At 46.9% G+C, this 17,291-nt stretch carries 10 protein-coding genes; 6 read left to right on the forward strand and 4 right to left on the reverse strand.

Annotated features, from left to right (window positions below; genetic code table 11):
• Nucleotides 1-50 precede the first annotated feature (50 nt).
• Nucleotides 51-4,727: a Calx-beta domain-containing protein gene (locus tag H6F73_RS00685; protein ID WP_190756907.1), complete on the reverse strand. Its 4,677-nt coding sequence runs from the start codon at nt 4,725-4,727 to the stop codon at nt 51-53.
• Nucleotides 4,728-4,848: 121 nt separating this feature from the next.
• Here H6F73_RS00685 and H6F73_RS00690 point away from each other — a divergent pair, with 121 nt between their 5' ends.
• Entirely contained in the window at nt 4,849-8,985 is a 4,137-nt protein-coding gene (locus H6F73_RS00690; RefSeq protein WP_190756908.1) for a CHAT domain-containing protein, read from the forward strand.
• A 23-nt stretch (nt 8,986-9,008) separates the two neighbouring features.
• Here the strand turns inward: H6F73_RS00690 and H6F73_RS00695 are convergent, their stop codons facing one another.
• Both H6F73_RS00695 and H6F73_RS00700 read right to left on the reverse strand, forming a co-directional pair.
• Nucleotides 9,009-9,287 (reverse strand): hypothetical protein, encoded by a 279-nt coding sequence (locus tag H6F73_RS00695; protein ID WP_190756909.1) that lies wholly within the window; start codon nt 9,285-9,287, stop codon nt 9,009-9,011.
• Nucleotides 9,288-9,393: 106 nt separating this feature from the next.
• Nucleotides 9,394-9,615 carry a hypothetical protein gene (locus H6F73_RS00700; protein ID WP_190756910.1) on the reverse strand — a complete coding sequence of 74 codons (222 nt, stop codon included), beginning with the start codon at nt 9,613-9,615 and terminating at the stop codon, nt 9,394-9,396.
• 614 nt (nt 9,616-10,229) lie between these two features.
• On the opposite strand from H6F73_RS00700, the gene H6F73_RS00705 reads away from it, so the two are divergent.
• The 5 genes from H6F73_RS00705 (at nt 10,230) to H6F73_RS00725 (ending at nt 16,704) form a co-directional block, all read left to right on the forward strand.
• Complete coding sequence (locus H6F73_RS00705) at nt 10,230-12,095, forward strand: NAD(P)H-quinone oxidoreductase subunit F (protein WP_190756911.1); 1,866 nt, start codon at nt 10,230-10,232, stop codon at nt 12,093-12,095.
• 147 nt (nt 12,096-12,242) lie between these two features.
• Complete coding sequence (locus H6F73_RS00710) at nt 12,243-12,941, forward strand: carbonic anhydrase (RefSeq protein ID WP_190756912.1); 699 nt, start codon at nt 12,243-12,245, stop codon at nt 12,939-12,941.
• Nucleotides 12,942-13,043: 102 nt separating this feature from the next.
• Nucleotides 13,044-14,549 (forward strand): NADH-quinone oxidoreductase subunit M, encoded by a 1,506-nt coding sequence (locus tag H6F73_RS00715; protein ID WP_190756913.1) that lies wholly within the window; start codon nt 13,044-13,046, stop codon nt 14,547-14,549.
• A gap of 153 nt (nt 14,550-14,702) precedes the next feature.
• Nucleotides 14,703-15,299 (forward strand): CDP-alcohol phosphatidyltransferase family protein, encoded by a 597-nt coding sequence (locus tag H6F73_RS00720; RefSeq protein ID WP_190756914.1) that lies wholly within the window; start codon nt 14,703-14,705, stop codon nt 15,297-15,299.
• Between the two features lie 106 nt (nt 15,300-15,405).
• Nucleotides 15,406-16,704 (forward strand): CO2 hydration protein, encoded by a 1,299-nt coding sequence (locus tag H6F73_RS00725; RefSeq protein ID WP_190756915.1) that lies wholly within the window; start codon nt 15,406-15,408, stop codon nt 16,702-16,704.
• 128 nt (nt 16,705-16,832) lie between these two features.
• On the opposite strand, the gene H6F73_RS00730 is transcribed toward H6F73_RS00725, so the two are convergent.
• The gene (locus H6F73_RS00730; protein WP_190756916.1) at nt 16,833-17,249 is read right to left on the reverse strand and encodes a DUF2809 domain-containing protein; all 417 of its coding nucleotides are present in this window, start codon (nt 17,247-17,249) and stop codon (nt 16,833-16,835) included.
• Nucleotides 17,250-17,291 lie beyond the last annotated feature (42 nt).

The following is a 17,291-nucleotide window of genomic DNA, read 5'->3' on the forward strand; positions in this document are numbered from 1 at the left end:
GGGCACGCTGCGCTAGTATCTGTGGTTAAAAAATCTAAAAAACCTCAAACTCACACAAAAGTAATCTCTGCCGCATTCAGCGTGTAACTACCTAGCTTGGCAATGTCAAACACGCCACCGGCTGTCGTGTCAACATCCGGATCGTAACCCAGAACACGCTCAGCAGAAGCATTAGTGTAGATAAAGAAAACAGCACCACCGGCACCGCCGGCACCTCCTGCGCCGCTTTGAGTAGATAAAGCAGTATTCACCAAGTCTGCGCTATTAACGCCCGGTGTATTAATTACAATTAACTCGTGAGAGCTAATATTATCAGCAGCAGAAGCAACTGTAATTTCTGAAAAGCCGGCAGCATTTAAGTTTCCAAAGTTAGCCGAGGTGAATTGGAATTTATCGCCGCTGTTAAAGTCAGTAATGGTATCAACACCTTCGCCGATGCTAGTGTACATAAACGTATCATTGTTACCATTGCCGGTTAAAGTGTCATTACCAAGACCGGCTAAAAAGATATCGGGGAACTGTAAATAAAAAGGATTGGTGATAACTGTGCCGGTGAGAACGTCATTACCTGATGTGCCTAAACGCACGATACCATTGCTTTCAAACGCCCCGATATCAGGTGTGCCGGCGCGAATTACCCCGCGTTGATCGGGTGCAGTTGCGCCCGGATCGCCGGCATTAATAGCTGGACTGCCAGAGAGCAAAGCGTGCGTTAACGTGGTGCTGCCGTTGTCTTGGAGGGGGCTAAGATTAGCAGAAACATTGAGTTTATTACCCGTGGTTGTGCCGGCAATGGTTGTGCCGGCGGTGTTGCCAATCAAGTTGTAGCCTTGTGAAGTTAGACTGCCACCGAAATCCGGGGAATTAGCAGTGTTGCCGGCAATGATCGTGTTTTTAGCATTCACCGTACCACCATTAGAAATACCGCCGCCAAAATCTGCTGAGTTACTGGCAATGGTGCTGTTGATCATGCTCACTATACCGCCGGTATTCAAGATGCCACCGCCGTAGGTAGTACCCCCGCCGGAGCCTATCGCCTGGTTGCCGGAAACGGTGCTATTGGTGAGATTAATGATGCCGTTTGCGTTATAAATACCCCCGCCGTCGCTTGAGGTAACCTCAACACTACCGTTGTAAGCGTTGTTGCCCGATATCGTGCTGTTCGTAATGTTGACTGTGCCGCCGCTGTTATAGATGCCCCCGCCGGCATCTCTTGCCCTGTTATTAGAGATGGCACTGTTAATCACACTCACGGTGCCACCATTGTTCAAAATGCCCCCGCCCTGAGATGCAAAACCATTTGCAATGGTCAAGCCATTGAAGGTGGCACTCTTGCCACTGTTAACCGTGAAAATGTTAAAAGCAGAGGCAGATGGCTTCACGGTCAGAAAATTAGCACCTGGGCCGTTTAAGATGACATTATTATTAATTGCCGGCAACGCTGAGAGCAGATTAATTGTGCCGGTGATGCCACTTAAAGAGATGGTATAGGTGCCGGCAGGGGCGTTGTTAGCATTAATCAGCGCTTGTCGCAAAGAACCAGAACCGGCATCGTTGGCATTGAGCACCCGCCCGTCATCATCTAGAATCTTGCCGGTTGCCGCATTTGGAGTGCCAACCGTGTAACCGGCACCCGCTGAAAGAGTTAGATCCACCGTCTCATCTGGTTCAATCGCAGAATCAACCGTTGGAATAATTGAAACGGTAGCCGTGTCAGAACCAGCAGCGAAAGTAACTATGCCACCAACCGCCGAGTAATCATTCTCTGCCGAAGTAGCGCTGCCGGCCACGGTGTAATTCACCGTAAGAGTGCTACTCAGCGGTGTATTAATGCTATCGGTGCGAGTAAACGTGTACACCAAGCCGCTGCCACTGTCTTCATAAACACTCGCTGTCGTTGTCGCCACACTCACCGCTGAATCTGCCGGCAAGGGCGCGTTGACGTTGAAGCTGCTTTGAGTCGCGGCGGCAGTGTTACCTGTCGTATCCAAAACCTGATTTGTGAGCAGATTTACTGTGTAGCTGCCATTATCAGCAAGATCCCAACTGCCGCCGGGGGCGTTAATTTGATAGGTGGCAGTAAGCGGTGTGCCGGTGCCGGCAGGGTTAACGCTAACAAATGTTGCCAACTGATTAAAGTTATTTGGCCCCGTTACTTGGATATCATTGTTATCCAAGCTACTGACATTAATCGCGGCGTTATCTGTATAATCCACCGTAAACGTGTAAGTCGTACTGCCGCCTTGGGTGATATCTAAAACTTGGATCGCTGCGGTGGGAGGAGTAATATCAGGGTCATCATTAACAATCGTGTAAGTCGCTGTTTGTTGAGAACCTAACGTTACCCCGCCGGCAGGATTAACTAATCTTAAATTAATTGATTCATCCGGCTCATAAGTGGTATCTCCCACCATTGGAATCAGCACATCTTTGCTGGTTTCCCCATCTGCAAAGTTAATCGTCAGGGGCAAATTATTCGTGTAATCATTTGGGGTGGTGGCACTGCCGGCAGGGGTGTCTAATTGCACTCCCACACTCACAGCCCCGTAACTGCCTCCTGTGCGGCTGATTTTCGCAATGCCAAGTATAGGAGTGCCGGTGTCGCCCTCATTGCCGCTAAAAGCCGCCGTCGTGAATTGCAACTGCCCCGGTTCATTATCTTCAATCGTTAAAATTGCCGTACTTTGGGCACCTAATGTGGCACCGCCGGCAGGTGCGCTTAAGGTTAAATTAACCGTTTCGTCCGCTTCCCCTAAGCTATCATCCACGAGGGGAATCAAGACTGTTTTGGGCGTATTCTCTCCATTGGCAAAATTAACAGTAATTGGCGTATTTGTGTAATCATCTGGAGCAACTGCGGTGCCATTACTCAAATTTACTGTGGCACTCACTGCCCCATCACTGCCGCCGCCACGAGAGACGGTTACTTGAATCACCGGCGTCCCATTTTCATTAACAGAGAAGTTGGCCGCACTGAATTGCAAGGTGCCGGGATTGGGCACTTCATTGTCTAAAATCTCTAAAGTGGCGGTACTCTGCGCCCCAATCGTTGCGCCGCCGGTGGGACTAGCCAAGGCTAAGTTAACTGTCTCGGTTGCTTCTAAAAGGGTGTCTTCCACAATGGGAATGGTTAGAGTTTTGGGGGTATCCTCACCATTAGCAAAGCTGACTGAGATCGGCGCACTGTTATAGTCATTTGGGGAAATTGCCGTGCCATTGGTTAGCGTCACCTGCGCCCCCACTGCGCCATCACTGCCATTTGTGCGCGTCACTGTTACGGTGGCAACCGGCACTCCATCTTCATTAACTTTAAAGGTGGCAGCACTAAATTCTAAGGTGCCTGGTTGCGGCACTTCATTATCTAAAATTTCCAAAATAGCGGTACTTTGCGCCCCAATTGTTGCGCCGCCGGTGGGGTTTCCCAGCACTAAGTTAATGTTTTCATTACCTTCTAATAGGGCATCATCCACGATGGAAATATTAAAGGTTTTTGGAGAATTATCTCCGTCGGCAAAGTTAACGGTTAGGGGTGTGTTGTTATAGTCATCGGGGCAAATGGCTGTGTCATCATTCAGGAAGATTTGAGCGCTGACTGCCCCGGCATTACCACCGCCTCGCGTAACTGTGATTTGTACAACCGGCGTCCCATCTTCATTAAAAGAAAAGTCGGCTGTACTAAACTGTAAAGTCCCCGGATTGGGCACTTCATTATCTAAAATTTCCAAAGTGGCGGTACTTTGCGCCCCAATTGTTGCGCCGCCGGTGGGACTTGCCAAGGTTAAATTAACGGTTTCATTCCCTTCTATCAAGGCGTCATCCACGATGGGAATGCTAAGTGTTTTAGTGGTTATGTCGTTATCGGCAAAGTTAACGGTAATGGATGTATTACTGTAGTCATCTGGGGTAACCGCACTGCCATTTGTTAGCGTTACTGTCGCACTGACTGCCCCCACACTGTCTCCTATGCGGCGCACACTCACGGCGATCACCGGCGTCCCATCTTCGTTAACAGAGAAGTTGGCTGCGCTAAACTCTAAGCTGCCGGCATCTGGCGTGGGTGTGGGAGTGGGTATCGGTGTGGGTTGTGGGGTAGGCGTCTCACCTGTCGGTGTGGGGGATGGAGTTGCCGGGAAATTGTTGCCGGTGAGAGTGCGACTGTCTACATTCCGCAACACTGCAAAATACCGTCCCGTCGCGATCTCCTGAATGACTGTATCCTTGGCAAACCCATCACTGCCTTGAAATATTTTGATGTCGTCGAAGGTTAAATCGTCAATTAAGGAAATGATGTCTTCGCCGGCTTTAAAATCTGTAACGGTGGCAGCATCAACGAGATTAACTCCACCTGTAGTTTTGCCAAACACAAATGTGTCTGATCCCTGTCCACCATTGAGGAGATCAGCACCGCTATCGCTGATTAAAGTATCACTGCCGGCACCGCCAAACAAGCGATCTGCACCGTTGCCGCCCCGCAGGCTATCATTTCCGTTATCTCCATAAAGGATATCTTCGCCTTTTCCGCCGTCTAGGGTGTCATCGCCAAAGTTGCCCAGTAAGATGTCGTTATCTAAACCGCCGTAAAGCAAGTCGTTGCCGCTATCGCCATAAAGCACATCATCCCCGCTATCCCCTGTGATGCTGTCGCTGCCTTCTTTGCAGTAAACAACGTCTCGTTCTTGGCTGGCGGCTAAGCTGTCAAAATTTGGTGTGCCGGTGATAACTGCCATCTATTCCTTGTATCCCTAATTGATGAGGCCGGTGAATGTTCACTAATTCTGTTATATTCGGTGCTGGGTGACACCCGCCACTGTCAAAGTTGAAGCGGCGACCAGAACTGGGGAGTTACGGATGCCAAGGCACAAGGATACTTTAGGGAAATCTGCTTTTTTACTATTTCTTTTCAGCGGTTTAAATTGCTCTGTGCCGGCATTGGCCCAACCCATTGTGCCAGCATCCGATGGCACCGGCACTACGGTTATCCCCAAGGGAAATCAGTTTAATATTACCGGCGGACAGTTATCGCGTGATCGGGCCAATCTTTTTCACAGTTTTGATCAATTTAACCTTGATGCCGGTCAAGTGGCTCAGTTTCTTTCTAATCCAGCCATTCGCAATATTTTAGCTCGGATTAATGGCGGCGATGCGTCTTATATTAATGGGCTAATTTCTATTACTGGCGGCAATTCTAATTTATTTTTAATGAACCCAGCGGGTTTTGTTTTTGGTTCTAACGCTTCTTTAAACGTACCGGCTTCTTTTACCGCAACGACGGCAAACGGAATTGGTTTTAATTCTCTTTGGTTCCGTTCTGTTGGAGCAAATAATTATGCGCCTCTGAATGGATCTCCTAATTCTTTTGCATTTACAACGGCTCAACCCGGTGCAATTTATAACTTAGGAAACTTGGCGGTTGCTCAAGGGCAAAATTTAAATCTTTTAGCTGGAACTGTTATCAGTGCCGGCAGTTTAAGTGCACCTGGAGGCCAAATTACGATTGCGGCTGTTCCCGGTGAGAATGTGATGCGTCTCTCGCAACCAGGAATGATATTAAGTTTAGATGTGGCTGCCGGCATTCAGGGACTCGGAGATGAAAGCACTGTTAATCCGGTTTCTTTGCCTGAACTCTTGACAGGAGGCGGAAGTCATGCAAACCAAATTGCATTGAATAAGGATGGGCAACTTGAATTAATTGGTTCGGGAATTCGAGTGGAACCTGGGGATGTTGTAATTTCTAATAATTCATTTAATAACAATCAACAATTAGCGATTAATTCGGGAAATGCCTTACTAGCAGCCGACAATAATTTAAGTTTAGTCGAAAGTCAGTTACGCACAACAGGTGATTTAAATTTAATTGCCGGCAATACGTTGCAAGTGCGCGATAGTTTGGCCAATCCATTTAGTGCGGTGGCTGGAAGGAATCTTGATGTTCGCGGAACCCAGGACATTGATATTTTGGCGCTGAATCATCTAGGAACGCCGTTTCAAAGCGGAGGAAATATGACCTTTGTAACAAACGGCGTTTTTTCTGGGGATGCTCGGTTTGCTAGTCAGGGGAATTTTTCAATTCTTAATGAAGCGGGAGATGCCGGCAAATTTATTAGTTTTTTCGATCCAATTATTAGTGCCAATGGAGATGTAGTTTTTGGAGATTACACCGGCGTAGCTCTTAAAATTGAAGCAAAAGGCAGTATTACGGGGGGCGATATTACAATTACTGGGCCGGATACGGATATTTCTGGCACCGATCCGGATATTGCAACTTTAAATAACAGCGCGGCTTTAATTTTACGCTCTGATTTAACAAATTTAGCAAATTCTGCAAATACTGTTGGAGAAATCATCCAAGAAGAAACAATTTTTAATTTAACAGATGAACCGATTACAAATGGAATTACGGTTAACAATATTTTAACTGCCGGAGGGCCAGCTATTTTATCAGGTTCCGGTGCGATTACAGTAGGCTCAATTAATACGCAAGGCGGAATCATTAATATTACGAGTTCTAACAGTACAATCGCAACGGCTGGTTTATTAAATAGCAGCAGTGCCAACGGAAATGGCGGGGCAATTACTCTGAACGCATCTGGAAATATCCTTACCAGTGATATTACTGCTCGTTCTGAAGCAACCCCTCAAATTGTTTCAGAAAACGGGCAGCCGGCAGTGGGTGGGGATATTACAATTACGAGCAGCGCCGGCAATATTGATACAACAGTCGGCATTTTAGATGCGTCTTCATCTGCCGGCACAGGAGGGGCGATCACACTGAATGCGCCGGGAAATTTAACGACGAATAACATTGTTACAAATGGGGGGAATATTTCCCTTTCAAGTAGCGCCGGCAATATTGATACAACAGCCGGCATTGTAGATGCGTCTTCATCTGCCGGCACAGGCGGCGTGATCGCACTCAATGCGGCGGGAAATTTAACAACGGCTGATATTAACACGGGTTCCGAAACCGGCACCGGAGGGGCGATCGCATTAACCGCTGCCGGAAGTTTGACAGGGGGAAATCTTTCCACAAGTGGTGTCGGTGGGGGCAACCTAACAATTGCTGCCGGCGCTTCCGTGACAACCGGCAACCTCGATACCAGTGGAAGTACAGGAAATGGTGGCAACGTTACCATCAATTCGCCGGCTGATATTGCTGCCGGCTTTATTAACGCCCAAGGTGGCAGCGCCAGCATCGGAGGCGCAGTATCACTGACAACGGCTTCTTTTGTGCGCTCAACCGCCACTTTTATTGATCGCAACGGGACTGACGCTAGTATTTCCACGGCTGGCGGTGCCGGTGGAGGGGCAGTTACTATTACTCACGGGGGAGGTTGTTCGAGCGATCCAAATTGTCTTCCCCTTGCGCCGTTTATCGTCGGAAACGCTTCAGTAAACGGCACATCTGGCGCAATTTCTACGGCGTCAGACAATAGCATTTTGCCCCAGCAATCGTTTGCCGGCACCTATACCCAAGGCAATATTCAAATCATTACAGCAACCCCCGATCAACCAACACCGCCATCTTTACCACCGATAGAACCAGAAATCCCACCCACAGACGATCAAAACTCAAATCTAGGCGAGGAAGATCAAAACCGGCTGTCTAGAGATATTCAAGGGAATGCTATTGAACTTTATGACAGTATTGATCGGCCTTTTTTAGATAGTATCGCGTCCGGTTTAGCCGATCTTGAAGATCAGGGAGTTTTGAGGGCAAGTATTCTCCGCATTGAAATCGCCAATGCCCTCGATCAGGGGTTATTAGAAGATGCGGTGCTGAAAATTGAAGAACTTCGCCATCAAGAATTTCAGCAATATTTTGGGGAGAATTTCTCCACCGGCCTAGCTGCGGATAATAGCATTAGCAATCTCAAAAACAAGTTGCTGACTGTGGCAGAGCAAACGGGAACCCAGCCAGCTGTGGTGTATGTATTTAGCCGGCCCGAACAGTTGGAATTAGTATTGCTTACACCTAGCGGCGAACTCGTTCACAAGATTGTCCCGCAAGCACAGCAAGAGGCACTGCTGCAATTCGCCACTCAGTTTCGCAATGAAATTGTTAACCCGCGCAAACAGAAAACGAAGAGTTATTTGCCCTCAAGCCAGCAACTTTATCAGTGGTTGATTGCACCGCTGGAAGAGACTTTAACCGCGCAAAATATTGATACATTGCTGTTTTCAACGGAACCCGGTTTAAGATCGCTTCCGGTGGCTGCTTTGCATGATGGCAGCCGGTTCTTGATGGAAAAATACCGTCTCAGTTTGGTTCCCAGCCTGAATTTAACTGATACCCGCCCAGGTTTACTCGAAGCCACACAAGTTTTAGCAATGGGGGCTTCGCAATTTGAAACCTTGGGTCCCCTGCCGGCAGTGCCGGTGGAACTGGCAACCATTACGACACAATTGTGGCCGGGAAAATCTTTTCTCAATTCCGATTTCACCCTAGAAAATTTGCAGTCTGAACACGCTCAAGAAAATTTTAAAATTATTCACTTGGCAACCCACAGCGAATTTTTACCAGGAGATCCGAGTCAATCTTACATCCAGTTATGGAACTCTCAATTAAATTTGCTCGAACTGCGGCAGTTGAAGCTAAATAGTCCGCAAGTGGATTTACTGGTGCTGAGTGCTTGTCGGACTGCGTTAGGAGATGAGCAGGCAGAGTTGGGTTTTGCCGGCTTAGCCGTGCAAAGTGGGGTGAAAACGGCTGTGGCGAGTTTGTGGTACGTCAGTGATCTTGGCAGCTTGGCGTTGATGCTTGAGTTTTACCTACAACTGGATCAAGTCCCGCTGAAAGCTGAGGCGCTGAGACAGGCACAAATTGCCATGCTGAACGGTGAGATTCGTTTAGAAAATGCTCAGTTACGCGTTCCCGGTTTGGCTTCAGGGGTGCCCCTGCCGGCTGAACTGTCTAAGTTGGGTGATGTGAATTTATCTCATCCTTATTACTGGGCGGCTTTTACAATCGTTGGCAGTCCTTGGTAAATCATCATTTAATCTGGGGAATTTTATTGCTGGAGTTCCTGCTGGTTTTGATGTTCAATGCGATAAATCGCAATGCCGGCGTTGACTGTGGCAAGGAATAGCAAAATTACCGCAATCACTAAAACGAATTTCTCTAACCCATTCATACCATGCGGTTCTAAATAATCTGGGTTTGTGTCTGTGTGTTCAATAACTGGATTTTCATCAGGGGTTGGTACTTGGGTTCGTTGCGGATCAGACGATGCCGCTTGCGGGTAATGACCGTTAAGCTGAGATTGCTGTTCAGGAATTAAGTCTGGCATGAATCACTCACTAAGGTTGACAACTGGAGCACCCGACACCCAACTGTGGTGAGGTTTGAGATCGATACACCCTTTGAAAAATCCGACGTTGGGACCATTCCCCCGGCTACTGCGCCGCAGCAATAGGCGGGGGAATTGCGGTGGTGTGGCGCGTTTCTTTATTCAGTCTTTCTATATATAGAGGCACTGTCCGGGTTTTAGTGGTGCTATAGGTTATGCGGAGATTGAGACTGCCGGTGCCGGCGCGTTGGTCTATTGTGTGTAAGTATGAGCCGGCAGCGCCGGGATTCGGAGATTTTGGGTTGCAGCCGGTGATGGAAAAAACCACTCTTTCGTTGACTGAGAACTCAGAACTGAGAACTCAGCACTTGAATTGATACAAGTCGTCTTAATCTCTCTTTCTTCACCACTAAAAACACTCTCTCATTCAATCAGAACTCAGAAATCAGGACTCAGCACTTGAATAGAGCTGCGGCACCCTGGTTTATTCTCTGACGTGCCTGTGCCGGTGACAGTTGCGGGGTTCAATTAAGTTTTAGATTATTTATTTGAGGCTTTATGTAAATTTATTGTAATTTTTTTAATCTACCTCTTGACTTCACGCCCAAGTTGAGCGCGAAAGTTGAGTTGAATAAAAGTGTGTCGGTTCTATTAATAAAAATCGATGTAAGCAATTATTCAAGTTAATGATCTGCTGAGCGGGCGCATTTGAGCCTCTCTCCAGCGTAAGTATTTATTCCCGATCATAAATAGAAGTTACTGTTACCATTGCTTATTCCTTGAGATCTAAAAGATCAAGTGATAGCGATCTGAAGTTAATCTATTATAGAAATATTAAAGAAACATTAATTTGCACTCGCCAACACGTCTGGGTTAACTGTGGAACTTCAGGCCGGCTGTGCTTTGGGTAGAATTGTTGTTCAAATTTCAGAGGCAATGTGGATGAGTAATTTCCTCCTCCAGACGGTTTGGTTTGTCCCTTGTTATGCCTTAATAGGTGCGGTAATCGGTGCGCTTTGGTCGCCGGGAATTATCCGCCGCACCGGCCCGCGACCGGCAGGCTATCTCAATGCTTTAATGACATTCTCAGCATTCGCTCACAGTGTAATTTCACTGCCGGCAGCCTGGAGTTATGGGCCACAAGAGATATCTTTTAGCTGGCTAAGTGCTGCCGGTTTAAATCTCTCAATTGACCTGGAAATCTCAGTGGTCAGTATTGGGGCAATGGCGTTGGTAACTGGGTTAAATTTGTTAGCCCAAATCTACGCCGTCGGTTACATGGAGATGGACTGGGGTTGGGCGCGGTTCTACGCGTTGCTAGGACTGTTTGAAGCCGGGATGTGCGGTTTAGCCCTATGCAACTCCTTATTCTTTAGCTATGTAATTTTGGAAGTCCTCACCCTCGGAACTTATTTACTCGTTGGGTTGTGGTTTAACCAGTCTCTCGTGGTAACAGGTGCTCGCGATGCTTTCTTAACCAAGCGGGTGGGCGATTTAATTCTACTGATGGGAGTGGTGGCTTTGTTGCCCATCGCCGGAACTTGGAACTTTACCGAACTGGCTGAATGGGCCAAAACAGCAACATTAGAACCCACAACTGCCACCTTATTAAGTTTGGCTTTAATTGCCGGCCCTCTGGGTAAATGCGCTCAATTTCCGTTGCATTTGTGGCTAGATGAAGCGATGGAAGGGCCGTTGCCCAGCACAATTTTGCGGAATTCTGTGGTGGTATCAACCGGCGCTTGGGTGCTCATTAAATTGCAGCCGGTTTTAGCGCTGTCGCCGGTGGCATCCGATGCAATCATCTTCATTGGTTCGGTGACTGCGGTGGGGGCTTCTTTGATTGCAATCGCCCAGATTGATATTAAGCGATCGCTTTCCTACTCGGTTAGCGCCTACATGGGCTTGGTGTTTATCGCTGTGGGAACTCAGCAAGACCAAACCGCCCTAATTTTGCTGTTCACCTATGCGGTGGCAATGGCTTTGTTGGTGATGAGCACCGGCACTGTTGTTTGGAACAGCATCACTCAGGATCTCACACAATATGGCGGTCTTTGGTCGCGCCGGCCTATTACTGCACTGTGCTATATAGTTGGCGCTGCCGGTTTGGTGGCAATGCCGCCTTTAGGGGGTTTCTGGGCGCTGCTGCAAATGGTTGATCACTTGTGGGACAGTGCACCTTGGTTAGTCGGGGTTTTGCTTACAGTCAATGCTTTAACTGCCTTCAGTGTTACCCGCGAGTTTGGTTTACTTTTTGCCGGCCAACCCAAACAAATGACGGTGCGATCGCCCGAAGTTCACTGGCCAATGATGTTGCCGATGGTGATTTTGACGGGCTTCACCTTACACGTTCCCTTGTTGCTGCTGAATTGGTCACTGTTACCAGATTGGGCAATTGTGAATCAATTAGCTGCCGGCTTGCTAATTTTATCTACCGTCCTCGGTTGCGGTGCTGGGTCACTCATTTATCTGAATAACAGTTGGCAAAAGCCGGTACAATTGCCTTCAAAAGCACTGCAAGACTTTTTTGCCTACGACCTTTACACTGCAAAACTGTATCGTCTGACTATTGTATTTGTGGTTGATTTAGTCTCCAAGACTATTTTCTGGATTGACCGCTATATCGTTGATGGATTTGTAAATTTTGTGGGGTTAGCTACAGTTTTCAGCGGTCAAGGTTTAAGGTACAATGTTTCAGGCCAGACGCAGTTTTACGCTCTAACCATTCTTGTGGGAGTCGCTGTTTTAGGAGTTCTCATGAGCTGGCCGTTATTGATGTCTCATTTTTCATTCATGATTGCCGGTTAATCAAAAAATCGCTCATTGGATGGAATTAGGGATTCTTTGAAGGTGTTTCTAAAAACTAAATTATGCTGAATCAGCAGAATGATTTTATGAACACCTTTCAAAATTTGTGTAGGTAATTTTTCAACATTTCAAAGGAAGAGTCTAAAAATGAACAGTTTCTCAAGAAGAAGTTTGATTAAGTTGGGTGCCGGTGCCGTCGGAACCGGGGTATTAGCCTCTCAACTTGGTTCCAAATTGACTTTTCCAGAGCCGGCAGTCGCACAAAAAACTGACTTAACTCCCGATGAATCTCTACAAAAGTTAATGGAGGGGAACCGACGGTTTATTGATAAAAAACGCCTAAGCCCTAACCAAGACTTTGCACGTCTTGCAGAAGTTGCAAAAGGTCAAAAGCCGTTTGCCTCAATTCTCGGCTGTGCAGATTCCCGGTTCCCTTCTGAAATTATCTTTGACCAAGGATTAGGTGATTTATTTGTCTGCCGCGTGGCAGGTAATGTCGCCACACCCGAAGAAATTGGCAGCCTAGAATTTGGCAGCTTAGTCTTAGGCACAAAAGTGATTGTTGTTGTCGGTCATAAAAGATGTGGGGCGGTAGAAGCAACGATTAAAGGCGCTCAGGTTCCCGGTCAAATATCTAGCTTGCTCGATGCGATTAGACCAGCGGTTGAAAACACTGAAGGAAAATCTGGTGATCGGCTAGAAAATGCAAGTAAAGCCAATGTGAGCCTGCAAGTTGAGCGACTGAAATTATCTCCAGTTCTCTCTCAGTTAATTCAAGAAAATAAACTGAAAATCGTAGGCGCTTATTACGATTTAGATACCGGGACTGTAACTATGGTGAGTTAGAACCTGGATTCGTTGATTAATGGCTAATTATTAAAATAAAAATTAACAATTAGTCATTAATTATTAACAAAGGACAAGCAGACAAAGAACAAAGGACACTTTATGCTTAGCACGCTGATCTGGCTGCCCGTAGTGGGTGCTGCTCTTGTGGGATTGTTACCGGGAAACCTCAATGCAAATCGGGTGCGTTTTATCGCAGTAGCAATCGCTTCTGCTATCCTATTGTGGACTTTCTGGTTGGGAAGCCAGTTTAGTTTAACCGTTTCCGGGTTGCAATTTCAGGAATATTTACCCTGGATTCCTCAATTAGGTTTGACCTACAACTTAGGGGTAGATGGCTTATCTTTTCCATTGCTAGCTTTAAGCGGCTTGCTGACATGGATTGCCATTTACGGCAACGGTGAAGGCGTGGAACGTCCCCGGCTTTACTATTCTTTGATTCTGCTCGTCAATGCCGGCATTGCTGGGGCTTTTGCCGCTCAGAATTTGCTGCTGTTTGTTTTATTTTACGAATTGGAATTAATCCCCCTATATCTTTTGATTGCGATTTGGGGCGGTTCCAAACGCGGCTATGCCGGCATGAAATTTCTCATCTACACAGCCGTATCGGGAATTTTAATTCTCGCAGCATTTTTAGGGATGACTTGGCTGAGTGACTCTACCAGCTTTGATTTTGATGCAATTCTCACCCAAGGATTACCCTTAACTACACAACTGATTCTGCTGACCCTTCTGCTAATCGGTTTTGGCATCAAAATTCCACTGGTTCCCCTGCATACCTGGTTGCCTGATGCTTATGTTGAAGCTTCGCCGCCCATAGCAATTCTTCTCGGTGGAATTCTCGCCAAGTTAGGCGCTTATGGATTAGTTCGGTTTGGATTGCAACTGTTTCCTGAAACTTGGACGATTGTAGCACCAGGGCTATCAATTATTGGGGTAGTCAGTGTGCTTTATGGCGCACTCAGCGCGATTGCTCAAAAAGACATCAAACGCATGGTGGCTTACAGTTCTATCGGTCACATGGGCTATATTTTAGTCGCTGCGGCTGCCGGCACCCCGCTTAGCCTTCTCGGATGTGTTTCCCAAATGGTTGCCCACGGTTTAATTCTGGCAATTCTCTTTTATTTGGTGGGGATTATTGAGGAAAAAGTCGGCACCCGCGAATTAGATTTGCTCAACGGCTTGATGAATCCCATTCGCGGTTTACCCCTAGTCAGTGGATTGTTAATTTTAGGCGGAATGGCGAGTGCCGGCATTCCAGGTTTAGTCGGGTTTATCGCAGAATTTCTCGTCTTTCAAGGCAGTTTCCCAGTCTTTCCAGTACCCACACTTTTGTGTGTCATTGCCTCCGGTTTAACAGCCGTCTACTTTGTCATTTTGCTGAACCGCACTTGCTTTGGCAAACTGGATAACAACTTGGCTTACTATCCCAAAATAAAATGGCCAGAACGCATTCCAGCCTTAGTTTTAGCTGTTACCATTTTCTTACTAGGAATTCAACCCAATTGGTTAGTGCGCTGGAGTGAACCCACAACCACAGCAATGGTTGCCGCGATTTCAAATAATAGCACTCAAGAAGTCGCCATCAACTATCACTCACAAAAGTAATTCTGGCAGAAACAGAGTAATTACAAAACAGGTTTTTCAACGTGCAAAGCTATCTGCCGGCACCCCTACTTTTAGCAATGTTACAGTCTCGGAAAACCGTCCAGTAATGGGTAATAGTCAGAATTATTATTACCCATTAAAAAACCCACCTCTGTGATCAATTCCATTCCTGCCGCACTCGTTGTTTTCCGCTTTCTCATTGGCCCATTTCTGCTTTGGGATGCACTTGATGGTCAAACAAGCATTTGGTTTATTGCCGGCTTCGTGGCAGCCTTTCTCTCAGATATCTTTGATGGCATCATTGCTAGACGCCTCAAAATCAGCACAGCCGGCTTACGTCAAGCTGATAGTTGGGCCGACCGTTGCCTTTATATCTGTGTATTCAGTAGCGCATGGTTAGTCAACAAAGACTTAGTCATTGCCTTCCGCATCCCATTGCTAACCGTCGTTTTCGCACAGTTAATGTGGTGGATCGTTAACTTGCTGAAATATGGCAAACCCGCCAGTTACCACAGCTACTCAGCCAAAATTTGGGGAATCACCCTTTTCATTGCAACAATTGCTTGGTTCAGCCTTGATCGTGCAGGAATTGCCCTTTGGCTTGCCATCATCGTAGGCATTCTTCACACCCTAGAAGAAATAGCCATGACCCTAATTTTACCCATCTGGAAGCATGACGTTCTAAGTATCTACCACGCCATTAACTTGCGCCGGCAGCTAAACACCCAAACTGCAACCACAGAAAACTAATCTATCCCAACCCTCCAAAACAAAAAAAATCTTCCCTCATCATCTGCGTTTATCAGCGTCCATCTGCGGTTAAAAAATTCAAACTTATACTTAAGAGAAAAGAACAATGGTACAAACTCCTCCCCAACAAACCACCAAACTCCCCCCCTCCCAGCATGAATTTGCCAACATCATTCATCGCCTAGAAGCAGGTGGGGCAATGCTACCAGACACCCCAGAAAACCTCATGCAAATTATCGGCATTTATAAAGCTTATGCCGTGCCGATGGATTTCTACTGGAGGGATCTACTTTATATTGCAGAACGCGTATTTTTAGACCCACTTCCCTTCTTTAAATACTTTCTACCAAAAGAGTATTTAGAACTGCATAACCACTATGCCGGTGACGATGCAGATTTGCGAGTTTGGCGCGGAGAAGCCACGGCTCATCCTGAACTCTTGGAGTTCATGGAAAAAGGGGAAATAAAGACGAAAATGCCTCGGTTATTTCGCCACCTGTTACATGATCGGGTGAATATGGAATTTGCCGAAGCTTGTATGCGAGCCATGTTTTGGCACAGAGATATGGGGGGTAAATTCGATCCCTATCTCGATACCGATGAATATAAAGCTAATGCAGATCGGGCAATTAAAGCTTATTTCAAAGGCAATCCGGTGATGCTGGGACTGTATAAGTTATTCCCAGAAATGTTTATTGAACAAGTGCGGCAACTGTCTTATTACAGCAATTTAGGCTTGTTCTGGGAAGTGATGGCTCCGGTTTTCTTTGAAATGTCTGACCTTTATGATGAAGGGAAAATTACCAGCGTTCCAGAAGCCATGAATTTTCTGGTTAATGGAATTTTTGCCGTTGCCGGTCGTCCGATTTACCACCACGTTTATATTCGGGGTGAGATGTACGAAATTATCCCCAAATCTAAAGGGTTTGTCTGGCTGTACGAAGCTGCATTACCTTATGTAGAAGCGGTGTTTTACCGGACTGCTCCTTTCCGAGGTACAAAGTCTTACAACGCTCAAGCTAACCAAGTACCCGAAGATCAGAAAGATTTCCATTATGGAATTCTTTATGCTGATGTGTTTCCCGTGGGTACTGCCGGCATTCCCCCCACACTTTTAATGCAGGATATGCTGCATTTCCTCCCCCCCTACCTTGTGGATTACTATCGCCAGCACTGTCGCGGTGAAGAAGATATGTTAATCCAATTAGGGATTACTTTTCAGCGTTCCATGTATTGCGTCACCTCGGCGGTGATTCAAGCATTACGCACTGCAACACTTCATCCTTTAGACGATCCAGATCCAGAACACCTACAGGCAAATCGGGCGTTTTTTGAAGCTCAAATGGATCGGTTTAAGCGTCCTGAAGCTCGTTTGCGAGATATTCAAAGGCAAGATTACCGATAGGAAGTTTTCTCGAAATCTTCCTTTTAAGAGTCCTACAAGCCTCCTTAATTAAAAGGGGGCTTGTTTTTTTTGCAGGGGCGTTGGTTGGGCGAAGTGAAACCCAGGGTTCACCGGCACTCAACCCAACCCTACTTGAAGGCCGGCACCAGCTTTGATTTGAGATATCGCACGACCAACCAAGTGAGAACACACCCGATAAAATAGTGCGGGAAATCCCACCAAACAAAAGTTGTACCCAGCAGGAGTTTGCCCAAAGTTGTTGCGCGGATGGCTTGCAAAAAGGCCGGCTGCCACAACTGCAGGAACTCGATCACTGAGGTGATGATGAAAACTGCGGATGCGATCTTCACCGGCTGCACTTTGGGCCAAATGAAAACTCCCAGCAAGATCCAGAAGGTTTCGTAAACAACATCGCCGGCATAATCATAAGCCCATCCGCTGAATGGCCCTTGATACACCTTCGTCGCCAATCCCAAAGGAACCATCAGGAGCGAGAGGATAAGGATCACGGTGCGATAGGTGCGAAATCTATGGGCGTCGGACATAGGGCGTGGGGCATGGGAATGCTCTTAATTCTGCCGCATCTA

Origin of the sequence: Microcoleus sp. FACHB-68 (genome assembly GCF_014695715.1) — a bacterium.
Lineage (GTDB): Bacteria > Cyanobacteriota > Cyanobacteriia > Cyanobacteriales > Oscillatoriaceae > FACHB-68.